Consider the following 10,289-nt stretch of genomic DNA (forward strand, 5'->3'; position numbering starts at 1 on the left):
AACGTGCCGGCCTTCCGTGCGGGCACGACGTTCAAGGACGTCATCTCCGGCACGAAGAAGCTGCCCAAGGCCACCGCCGTCAAGCGCACCACCACCGCCACGGCTGCCACCGCTTCCCGCGCGACCACCACGCGCGCGACCGCGGCGACCGGCACGCGTGCGGCTGCCTCGCGCACCACGGCGACCCGCCCGGCCACCACGCGCACCACCACGCCGCGCACCCGCGCCGCCGCCGCGAAGCCGGCTGCCGCGACGAAGACCGCCGCCGCCAAGCCCGCCACGACGCGCGCGAAGGCCGCCACCACCAAGGCTGCCGCCGCGAAGCCGGCCGCCAAGGCCACGGCGACCAAGGCCGCTGCCGCGAAGCCGGCCGCTGCCAAGCCTGCTGCGAAGAAGGCCGCTGCCAAGCCGGCCGCCAAGCGCACCAGCGCTGCGAAGAAGAAGTAACACCACCCCGGCGTTACGTCGGGACGTGCACTTCACGGCAGGGCCCCCTTCCTGATTGGGAGGGGGCCCTGCCGCATGTGTGGGGTAGGTGGGTGGCGGGCGTGATCAGTCGGGGAATGCTCGGCTGGGCCAGGGAACCGCGCTTCTCTTGCCTGGCTTGGTCGCCCGGCTGCGGCCCGCCGCGATGCCACTGCGCGCCTCTGGCCTGCGGGATCACTGCCCTGCACGGGAATGGCGGGGCCTGCACGGCCTCTGGCTGTCGCAGCGCAGAACAGTGGACAAGAACGCGCTGCCGCATAAGTCGAGAGCCCACGGCGAACGGGACGGCCGCCCGCACGCTGGTGCAACAGGGTGGGGCGGCGGGCTAGTCCTGCGGGCTCCGGCGCGACGGCTGCCGCGCAAGCATCGCAATGCCGGGCAAGCAATCACGCCGCAGTTGCTGCGGCAGACCGTTGCGGCACTCAGGCCCCGCTCATTGCCCGAGCGCCGCACCCAGGAACGCGGGACAGGCAGTCAACATCCGGCTTCCGATCACCACAGTGAGGCCTCGGGCTCGGGCCGGCCGCTCTGCCACACGGCGGGACGCCGAGGCGGGGACCATGTCGAGGAGATGCGCGGCGGACATGCGCGGAAGATCACGACGGTGCTCGGCGACATGTTCCCCGCACTCTTGATCGGCAGGATGCCCGAGGCGGGATGCCTCGAAAATGGTGTGCTACCTGCATGTTCGCGCTTGAGACTCAGGCCGGGTTGCGAACGACGTGGCCGATCGGCGGCTCCCGTATTTGTCGAGGGAGTGGGCTGTGCCGGGACGACCTGGGGTCGGCCGCGGTGTGGCGCGAGAGAAGTGGTGTGCCATCTGCATCTTCGAGCATCAGGCTCAGACCGGGTTGTGAAAGGGCGTGGCCGAGTGGCGGGGTGCCGCACCGGTCCTCACGTATCTGTTGAGGGGTGGTTGTGCCCGGTGGGCCTGGGCCGGCAGTGATGTGGTGCGCTACCTGCGTGTTCGTGCTTCGGGCCGACTTGGGGTCGTGGATGGTGTGGTCGGACGGTGGCTTGCCGAGCCGGTCCTCTCGCGCCTGTTGGGGATTGGGCCGTGTGGGGGCGACGCGGGTCGGTGGTGGTGCGGTGGGCGGGAAGTGGTGTGCCACCTGCGTGTTCGTGCTTCGGGCCGGCGTCCGGTTGCGGATGGTGTGGTCGGGTGGTGGGGTGCCGCAACGGTCCTCTTGTATCTGTCGAGGGAGTCGTCTGTGGCGGGACGACCTGGGGTCGCGGGTGGTGTGGTGCGCAGGAAATGGTGTGCCACCTGCAGGTTCGAGATCTCGGTCCGTGCGAGGTCGATGGGGCGGTGAGGCCCCACCGATCCTCCAGCATCTCTCGCAGGTTGGTCGCGGTGCTCGGAATGGCTGGGGTGATCAGGCGCGTGGCTGAGGGGCGGTCTGCTGGGGGGGCGCGAGGGTGTCGCACCCGCGCCGGTAGGAAGGCTGCTGGGGCCAGGCAAAGCGGGTGTAGCGCGGTGTTCCCATGGGCCTGGCCGGAGCGGCGGGTGGCTGGACGAGCCGTGCCGCATGTTCGTCGTTGCGGGGATCGCGCGCGGCTGGGAGCCGGAGCGGCGGCGGAGTCGGGTGGATCGGCTGCGGGGCAACGCATCGGAGACCCAACCGCCAGAAGTGGCCTGGAGCTGCGGATTCACGCCCCAGCGCGAAGCGGTGGAAGGCTCAGCCGAGACCGTTGCCGCAGCAGGAGTCCCGGGCCTGGGAGCCTCCCCGGGGCGGCGAGGGCCAGAGAACAACGGAGGCTTCGGCAGAACCCCAACAGGCAGCCCACAGCACTCCTGAGCGCCACTGCCGACGAGATCCGCGCCCCAACGCGACGTGAAAATTTCCCCACCCCGGAGCCCTTGATCGGCCGTTCGGGCGGACTTGTGTACCCATAGTCGGCCACCCCGACATAGCCATCTCTATAGAATCGCCGGCACCCCGCGAATAGCGAGCCCACCACTTTTCGAGCGCATTCGAACACCGCCATTCCCCGAAACGCGGAAGGCCTCCCCGGCGACTGGCGCAGCCAACCGGGGAGGCCTGAACAGAAGAACTGCGTCAGTGCCGCGAAGGGGCGGGTGCGGGCAACGGCGTCGGGTAGTAGTCCGCGGTTGCGAGGCGCGGGCCGACGTCGCCGGAGGGCGGGAGGAAGGAAAGGACCCAGAGGGAGCCCTTCTTGCTGGGGACGACGCCTCCGCGGGCGGCGGCGAGCTCGGTGCCGTCGCGGTCGGCCAGGGCGCTGATCAGGTCCGGGATCACGCCGCCCTGGCTGGCGATCAAGGGCGTGCCCCCGCCGCCGGCGATGGCGAGGAGGCGGGCGATGCCGAGGACCGGGTCGGGCCAGTAGCCCTCTTCCGACAGGAGGTTCTCGTGGCGCACGTCGACGCCGAGGTCCTCCGCGACGCCGCGCACGGTCTGCACGCAGCGAAGCCGCGGGGCCGAGAAAACGCGGTCCGGGCCGAAGCAGGGCAGCAAGGCCCGCAGGGCTTCGGCCTGGCGCTGGCCGGCGTCGGACAGGGGACGCAGGTCGTCGTCGCCGGTCCAGTCGTCGCGTTTGCCCGCCTTGGCGTGGCGGACGAGCAGCACGGTGATCAACGACACCGGCAGCGCGCAGAACTCGCGCAGCACGCGCACGTCCGTGTCGCGCGTGAGGAGCCGCTCGGCGTCGACCGGGTCGAGCCAGCGCAGCTCGTCGACCTCGGCGTTGGCCAGGAAAGTCCCCGAGACGGCTTCGCCGCTGAAGTAGTCGACGGTCTTCTTCAGCACGCCACTGCCGCTGCGAGCCGGCACGTCGTACGCGCTCTGCGCGACGTGGCGCCCCAGCACCACGCGGTAGCCGGTCTCCTCCCACACCTCCCGCACCGCGGTGGCGGCGAGGGTTTCCCCTGAATCGACCTTGCCCTTGGGCAACGACCAGTCGTCATACCGCGGTCGGTGCACCAGGGCTACCTCGAACCCGTCGCCGGCGCGGCGCCACAACACCGCACCGGCTGCGCGGACGTCCACGCTCATCCGGCGGCCCCGTGCAGCTTCGCGAGCTCCACCTGGTGGTCGCGCACCTGCGAACCGGCGCCGGGTGAGGGCTGCCACTCGCCGCTGGCCGTGAGGACCCAGCAGCGCGTGGTCGGGTCGAGTGCCGAGTCGAGCACGGCGTCGAGCTGCTGCGTGAGCTTCGTGTCCTTCACGCGCACCAGCGCTTCGATGCGTCGGTCGAGGTTGCGGTGCATCATGTCGGCGCTGCCGATCCAGTGCGTGCCGCCCGCGCGGAAGTGGAACACCCGCGAGTGCTCCAGGAACCGGCCCAGGATCGACCGGACGCGGATGTTCTCCGACAGCCCCTCGACACCCGGCTTCAGCGCGCAGATCCCGCGCACCACCACGTCGACGGGCACGCCGGCCTGCGAAGCGTGGTAGAGCGCGTCGATCACTTGCTCGTCGACGAGCGAGTTGCACTTGATGCGGATCCCGGCGTCCTGCCCGGCGCGCGCGAGCTCGATCTCCTCACCGATCGCGCGCACGATGCCGCGGCGGATGCCGTGGGGCGACGTGAGGATCGTGCGGTAGGTGTCCTGCCGGGAGTAGCCGGTGAGCACGTTGAACAGGTCCGTCACGTCGGCGCCGATGCTCGGGTCGGCCGTGAACAGGCCGATGTCCTCGTACAGGCGCGCGGTCTTCGGGTTGTAGTTGCCGGTGCCGATGTGGCAGTAGCGCCGGATGGTCGCGCCTTCCTGGCGCACGATCATCGACACCTTGCAGTGGGTCTTGAGCCCGACGAGGCCGTAGACCACGTGCACGCCCGCGCGCTCCAGCGTGCGCGCCCACGTGATGTTGGCCTGCTCGTCGAAGCGCGCCTTGATCTCGACCAGCGCCACGACCTGCTTGCCGGCCTCGGCGGCGTCGATCAGCGCGTCGACGATCGGGGAGTCGCCCGACGTGCGGTAGAGCGTCTGCTTGATCGCCAGCACCTTCGAGTCGGCCGCGGCCTGCTCGATGAAGCGCTGCACGCTCGTGGAGAACGAGTCGTAGGGGTGGTGCACCAGCACGTCGCCCTCGCGCAGGGTCGCGAACACGCTCTTGGGCGTCTCGCGCTCGCCGAACGCCGGGTGCGTCGCCGGCACGAACGGCCGGTCCTTCAGCTCCTTGCGGTCCACACCGGACAGCTGGTGCAGACACGTCAGGTCGAGCAGGCCCGGCACCTCGACGACGTCGGCCGGGTCCACCTCGAGCTCGCGCAGCAGCAGTTCGAGCATGTGCTCGCTCATGTCCTCGGCGACCTCGAGCCGCACGGGCGGACCGAAGCGCCGCTGTGCCAGCTCGCGCTCGAGGGCCTGCAGCAGGTCCTCGTCGCGGTCTTCCTCGACCTCGAAGTCGGCGTTGCGGGTGACGCGGAACACGTGGTGCTCCGTCACCTCCATGCCGGTGAACAGCTCGCCCAGGTGCGCGGCGATGAGCTCCTCCAGCGGCAGGAACGTGGCCGTGCGGCTGGTGCGTTCGGTCTCCACGCGCATGAGGCGCGGCACGTTGCTCGGCACCTTCACGCGGGCGAAGCGCTCCGTGCCGCCCTGCGGGTCGCGCACCGTCACCGCGAGGTTGAGCGACAGGCCCGAGATGTACGGGAACGGGTGCGCCGGGTCGACGGCCAGCGGTGTGAGCACCGGGAAGATCTGCTCGGAGAAGTAGCTCGACAGGCGCAACTGGTCGGCACCGGCGAGGTCCGCCCAGCCGACGAGCTGGATGTCCTGCTTCGCGAGCTCCGGGCGCAGGTGGTTCTCGAACGCGCCGATGTGGCGCTCCACCAGGTCCTGGTTGCGCTTGGCGATGTAGTCGAGCTGCTCGCGCGGCGTGAGGCCGTCGGCGCTGCGCACGGACAGGCCGGTGTCGTCGCGGCGCTTCAGCCCGGCCACGCGGACCATGTAGAACTCGTCCAAATTGGACGCGAAGATGGCGAGGAACTTCGCCCGCTCCAGCAGCGGCTGCGACTCGTCCTCGGCGAGGGCGAGCACCCGCGCGTTGAAGTCGAGCCAGGACAGCTCGCGGTTGAAGTACCGGTCGTCGGGCAGCGTCTCGACGGCGGTCGGCGCGGCGGAGGTGACGGCGGGCGGAGCCGACGGCACGCCGCGGAAATCGTCGCCCGAGGCGTCGACCGCGGCCGTGGTGCGCCGGGCCGTGGGCCGGGTGGTCTCCGGGGTGGCCACGGCCGTGGCCGCGGTGGTCTTGCGGGCCCGCGAGGTTTTCACCGGCGCGGTTTTCGGCTCGCTCTTGGCGGTCTTGGCCTTGCCGGCGGCGTTGGTGCCCGCCTTGGCCGCGGTCGCGCGGGCGGCCGTCGTCACCGCGTCCGCGGAAGCGACGCTCTTGCTCGGCGGCGTCTTCTTCGCTGCGCTCGTGTGTCGTGCGGGGCTTCCAGGCGCCTCAGCTTTCGCCGCGCTGGCCCTGCGCCGCCGGGCGGGCTGTCCGTTCCGGGCGGATGTGCTGGCGTCGTCTGTGCTCACGACGCCCATTGTTCACTACGAAGCAGCAGTTTGCGCAGACCGCGGTGAAGGTCAAATGAACACCTTCAACCCAATGGGACGGTTCCGTCGGGCAGCAGTGCCGCCGTGCGTTTGCCGACGCCCAGCGCGCGCACGTGTTCGAGATCGTCCGAAGTGTCCACGTCGCTGCGCAACGACACCATAGCGCCGGCCAGCGGGACGGCGCCGGAATCGGTGTGCCGCTGGGCGGAACCGGCGCCGAACCGCGGGTCGAGCGGCGCGCCGGGAGCCGACAGCAGCAGCGTGGTGCCCGTGCCCTGGTGGTCGGCGACGAACGCGCGCCGCCCCGCCGCCTCGGCCAGCGCGTCGGCGAAATCACCCGCGCGCAAGGCCGGCAGGTCGGCCTGCAGGGCGCCGACGATTCCGCCCGGCTCGCCGTCGCGCAGCAGAGCCGCACCGTGACGCAGGGCTTCGTTCAGCCCGCCGTCGCCCGGTTCGGTCACCAGCTCCACGCCCAGACCGGCCAGTTCGGACACCGCCGCCGGGTCCGCGGCGACGACGAGCACGCGCCGCACGCCGGCCGCCGAGGTGACCGCCGCCAGCGTGTCGTACGCCAGCGCCAGCACCAGCTCGGCGTGCTCCGCCCCGCCGACCGCGCCACGCAGGCGCGACTTGCCCACGCGGGGGTGTTTCAACGGCACGACCAGGTCCACGTCCACCTGTCCATCTTTACCCGAAAGCTCCGTGGTGGGTGGTGAGCGCACCCTCCCTGGACTGCGTGAACCCCGGCGCGGCAGGATCTGCCCGAGTGGATCGTTCGGAGGAGGAGACTTGGCACGGCGTGAGAAGGGCGGCTTCTGGGTGGGGTTGGCCGCGTTCGTGTTCTACCCGCTGACCCGGATCGGGAAGCGGTCGTACCTCGCCGCGGAGAAGATTCCGCGCGAGGGCCCGGCGGTGCTCGTGCTGAACCACATCTCCCACCTCGACCCGGTGGTGGACGCCGTGTTCGTGCACCGCCAGAAGCGCGTGCCGCGGTTCTTCCTCAAGGACAGCCTGCTCAAGGTCCCGGTGCTCGGGAAGATCGCGACCGCGTCGGGCCAGATCCCGGTGTCGCGCAACTCCAGCGCGGCGGGCGACAGCCTCCGGGCCGCGCACGAGGCGCTGCGTGAGGGCAAGATCGTCGTGATCTACCCCGAGGGCACGATCACGAAGGACCCGGCCGGCTGGCCCAAGGAGTCGTTCACCGGCGTCGCGCGGCTGGCGCTGCAGAACGACGCGCCGGTGATCCCGATCGCCCGCTGGGGCACCAGCCAGATCTACAACGGCTACACGAAGAAGTTCACGCCGTTCCCGCGCAAGACCGTGACGCACCTGATCGGCGACCCGCTGGACCTGTCGGCCTACGAGAACGCCAACCCCCGCAGCGCCGCCACGCTGCGTGAGGTCACCAAGCTGATGATGGACGAGGTCACGCGGCTGCTGGGCGAGATCCGCCACGAGGAGCCGCCCGTGAAGAAGCCGGAGGACGGCGCCTGATGGCCGCCTTCGCCACCGACGTCCAGCGGGTGACGATGCTCGGCGCCGGCTCGTGGGGCACGGCGTTCGCCAAGGTCCTCGGCGACGCCGGCCGCGACGTGACCATGTGGGCGCGTCGCGAGTCGGTCGCCGAGGAGATCACGACGCGCCACTCCAACGAGTCCTACCTGCCCGGCACCCGGCTGCCCGAGCGCATCACGGCGACGGCCGATCCGGCGGCCGCGCTCGACGGCGCGCAGGCCGTGGTGCTCGGCGTGCCCAGCCAGAGCCTGCGTGCGAACCTCACGGCGTGGCAGCCGCTGCTGCCGCCCGAGGCCATCCTCGTGAGCCTGGCCAAGGGCGTGGAGCTGGGCACGCTCAAGCGGATGAGCGAGGTGATCGCCGAGCTGGCGAAGGTGGACGCGGGCGAGATCGTGGTCGTCTCCGGGCCGAACCTGGCCCGGGAGATCGCCGCCGCGCAGCCGGCCGCGGCCGTGGTGGCGTGCGCGGACCACGAGCGCGCGGTGGCGATCCAGCGGGCGAGCTCGAACCAGTACTTCCGCCCGTACACCAACACCGACGTCGTGGGCTGCGAGCTCGGCGGCGCGTGCAAGAACGTGATCGCGTTGAGCTGCGGCATGGCCGCGGGGCTCGGCCTCGGCGCCAACACGATGGCGACGCTGATCACCCGCGGCCTCGCCGAGATGGCGCGCCTGGGCACGAAGCTCGGCGCCGACCCGCTCACATTCGCCGGTCTCGCGGGTGTCGGCGACCTGGTGGCCACGTGCTCCTCGCCGCTGTCGCGCAACCGCACCTTCGGCGAACGCCTCGGTCGTGGCGACACGCTGGAGCAGGCCCAGGCCGCCACCGGCGGGCAGGTCGCGGAAGGTGTCGCGTCGTGCTCGTCGATCCGCGAACTGGCGCGCAGCCTGGGCGTGGACATGCCGATCACCGACGCGATGCACCGCGTCTGCCACGAGGGTGTGGACCCGCGCCAGGCCGGCGCGGAGCTGCTGGGGCGCTCGCAGAAGCACGAGTGGAGCTGATCTCCCAGGGGCTGGGAAACGGTTGACCGGCGGGTCCGGCACTGGTTCGCTGTCGGCGTGACGATGTGCCTGATGACTGTGCGGCCGGGGTCCTGTGACCTCCGCCCGGTCATGCCGTCGTGTCGCTGTTGTCGGTGAACCCAGCCCCGGCCCAGCTTTTCCCCTTTTCTCCCGCGAGGAACGACCATGTTCGCTGTCCCGGACAACACCCTGCTGCGTCCCGAGAACCCCGCCCTGCGCCACCCCGTGCGCGTCGCCCTCGAGGTGGCCGCCGACCGCGAGCGCTGGGCGAAGCTCCTGCGCTACGACCCCGACGAGCGCTTCTCCGCGCTCGTGGAACGCACTGAAGGTCAGGAGGTCTGGCTGCTGAGCTGGCTGCCCGGCCAGCACACCGACCTGCACGACCACGAGTTCTCGACCGGCGCGTTCACGGTCGTCTCGGGGCGGCTGACCGAGACCGTCGCGCGCCGTTCGCCCGACGACCGCGCGGTCACCGAGGTGCACGCGCTGGCCGCCGGGCAGTCGCGGGTCTTCGGGCCCGGGTACGTGCACGAGGTGCGCAACGACGGGCCGGACCCGGCGATCAGCGTCCACGTCTACCGCGACGGGCCGCGCGCGATGCGGCCGTACCACCTGGATCCGCTCGGTGGTCCGGTCCGGGACTGACGCTCAGCGGTCCAGGTCGCCGCGCAGGCGGAACTCCTGCTCGACGCGTTCGCGCGAGGCGCCGGTGGCGAGCAGGACCTGAAGCAGGACGCGGGCTTTGCGCGGGTCGAGCCAGCCCGCCATCGTCGCGCCGAGGCGGATCAGGCTCGACTCGGAGCCGTGGAACCCGTAGGTGCCGCGGAACGTCGTGCCCGCGCCGGTGCGGGAGGCGATGACGATCGGCACCTGCGCGTCGGTGATCACGTCCGCGGTCCCGCGCGAAACGTGGCCGACGCCGCTGGCCGCGATGACCACCCCGCGCGCGCCGCCGCCGAGGACCAGCTTGAGCAGTTCGCCGGAGTCCGCGATGCCCGCTTCCAGCAACGGAACCAGCCCCGAGAAGTCGGCGTTTTCCACCGCAAGCGCGGCCGGACGTCCGCCGGCCGGGTGGAAGTAGTGCACGGAGCGTTCCGCGAGGAGCCCGAGCGGTCCCGCCGGGTTCGAGGAAAACGCTTCGAGGTGGCTCGCGTGCGCCTTGCGCACCCAGCGGGCCGAGTGCACGTCGTCGTTGAACGCCACCAGCGCACCGCGGCCGCGGCTGCGGGGTTCGGCCGCGACGGTCAGCGCGGCCAGGAGGTTCGCGGGACCGTCCGCGCTGGGCAGGCTCGGGTTGCGCATGGCCCCGGTGACGACCACCGGCACGTCGTGGGGCCAGGTCAGCTCGAAGAAGTACGCCGTCTCCTCGAGGGTGTCCGTGCCCTGCACCACGACGAGTCCCGCCGCGCCCGCTGCCACCTGTTCCAGGCCCCATTCGCGGGTCCGCAGCAGCGTCTCGTAGTCCATCGACGCGCTGGAGATGCCGGCGAGCGTGGCCGCCGTGACGTCCATCGGCAGGTCGGTGCCGAGGTCGCCGAGCAGGTCCTCGGCGGTCAGCCGCGGCACCACCCCGGCTTCGATCGAGCGGCCGGGGGCCATGGAGATGGTGCCGCCCAGCGCGGCGACGGCGACAAGAGCACGAGTCATGCCCGCACTCTAAGGGATGTCTCGTAACCCGGTCGCGGGCTCGCTGGGCCGGTAGGTGATCATGTTGTGGTGGTGCAGGTGATCACGGCGTCGCTGCCGGAGTG

General features: G+C 71.3%; 7 protein-coding genes and 1 pseudogene. 4 read left to right on the plus strand and 4 right to left on the minus strand.

The features are described 5' to 3' along the window. Positions 1 to 447 (plus strand): annotated as a pseudogene (locus AB0878_RS49095) (HU family DNA-binding protein); the annotation flags it as partial. Between the two features lie 2,099 nt (positions 448 to 2,546). On the opposite strand, the gene AB0878_RS49100 reads toward AB0878_RS49095, so the two are convergent. Genes AB0878_RS49100 through cofC form a run of 3 tightly spaced genes read right to left on the minus strand, consistent with a single transcriptional unit; the run spans position 2,547 to position 6,675 of the window. Then, complete coding sequence (locus tag AB0878_RS49100; protein WP_366590547.1) at positions 2,547 to 3,500, minus strand: NUDIX hydrolase; 954 nt, start codon at positions 3,498 to 3,500, stop codon at positions 2,547 to 2,549. Further along, entirely contained in the window at positions 3,497 to 5,986 is a 2,490-nt protein-coding gene (locus tag AB0878_RS49105; RefSeq protein ID WP_366590550.1) for an RNA degradosome polyphosphate kinase, read from the minus strand. Before AB0878_RS49105 ends, AB0878_RS49100 begins: the two co-directional genes overlap by 4 nt. A 56-nt stretch (positions 5,987 to 6,042) precedes the next feature. After that, the gene (gene cofC, locus AB0878_RS49110) at positions 6,043 to 6,675 is read right to left on the minus strand and encodes a 2-phospho-L-lactate guanylyltransferase (RefSeq protein WP_366590552.1); all 633 of its coding nucleotides are present in this window, start codon (positions 6,673 to 6,675) and stop codon (positions 6,043 to 6,045) included. Between the two features lie 112 nt (positions 6,676 to 6,787). Between cofC and AB0878_RS49115 the strand changes: the two genes are divergently transcribed. The 3 genes from AB0878_RS49115 (at position 6,788) to AB0878_RS49125 (ending at position 9,183) form a co-directional block, all read left to right on the plus strand. Further along, a complete protein-coding gene (locus AB0878_RS49115) occupies positions 6,788 to 7,492 on the plus strand; it encodes a lysophospholipid acyltransferase family protein (protein ID WP_366590555.1) in 705 nt (234 codons plus the stop codon). Beyond that, positions 7,492 to 8,517, plus strand: a complete 1,026-nt coding sequence (locus AB0878_RS49120; protein ID WP_366590557.1) for an NAD(P)H-dependent glycerol-3-phosphate dehydrogenase — start codon at positions 7,492 to 7,494, stop codon at positions 8,515 to 8,517. The genes AB0878_RS49115 and AB0878_RS49120 overlap by 1 nt, the downstream gene beginning before the upstream one ends. 186 nt (positions 8,518 to 8,703) lie before the next feature. Further along, positions 8,704 to 9,183, plus strand: coding sequence for a cysteine dioxygenase family protein (locus tag AB0878_RS49125; RefSeq protein WP_366590559.1), 480 nt, complete (start codon positions 8,704 to 8,706; stop codon positions 9,181 to 9,183). Positions 9,184 to 9,186: 3 nt separating this feature from the next. Here the strand turns inward: AB0878_RS49125 and AB0878_RS49130 are convergent, their stop codons facing one another. Further along, complete coding sequence (locus AB0878_RS49130) at positions 9,187 to 10,185, minus strand: asparaginase (protein ID WP_366590561.1); 999 nt, start codon at positions 10,183 to 10,185, stop codon at positions 9,187 to 9,189. Positions 10,186 to 10,289 lie beyond the last annotated feature (104 nt).

This window comes from Amycolatopsis sp. NPDC047767 (genome assembly GCF_040704195.1).
Taxonomy (GTDB): domain Bacteria; phylum Actinomycetota; class Actinomycetes; order Mycobacteriales; family Pseudonocardiaceae; genus Amycolatopsis.

Excerpts from the sequence above, each read along its gene's own strand:
- AB0878_RS49100 (WP_366590547.1), bottom strand. The coding sequence starts at position 3,500 with ATGAGCGTGGACGTCCGCGCAGCCGGTGCGGTGTTGTGGCGCCGCGCC.
- AB0878_RS49105 (WP_366590550.1), bottom strand. The coding sequence starts at position 5,986 with ATGGGCGTCGTGAGCACAGACGACGCCAGCACATCCGCCCGGAACGGA.
- AB0878_RS49120 (WP_366590557.1), top strand. The coding sequence starts at position 7,492 with ATGGCCGCCTTCGCCACCGACGTCCAGCGGGTGACGATGCTCGGCGCC.
- AB0878_RS49125 (WP_366590559.1), top strand. The coding sequence starts at position 8,704 with ATGTTCGCTGTCCCGGACAACACCCTGCTGCGTCCCGAGAACCCCGCC.
- AB0878_RS49130 (WP_366590561.1), bottom strand. The coding sequence starts at position 10,185 with ATGACTCGTGCTCTTGTCGCCGTCGCCGCGCTGGGCGGCACCATCTCC.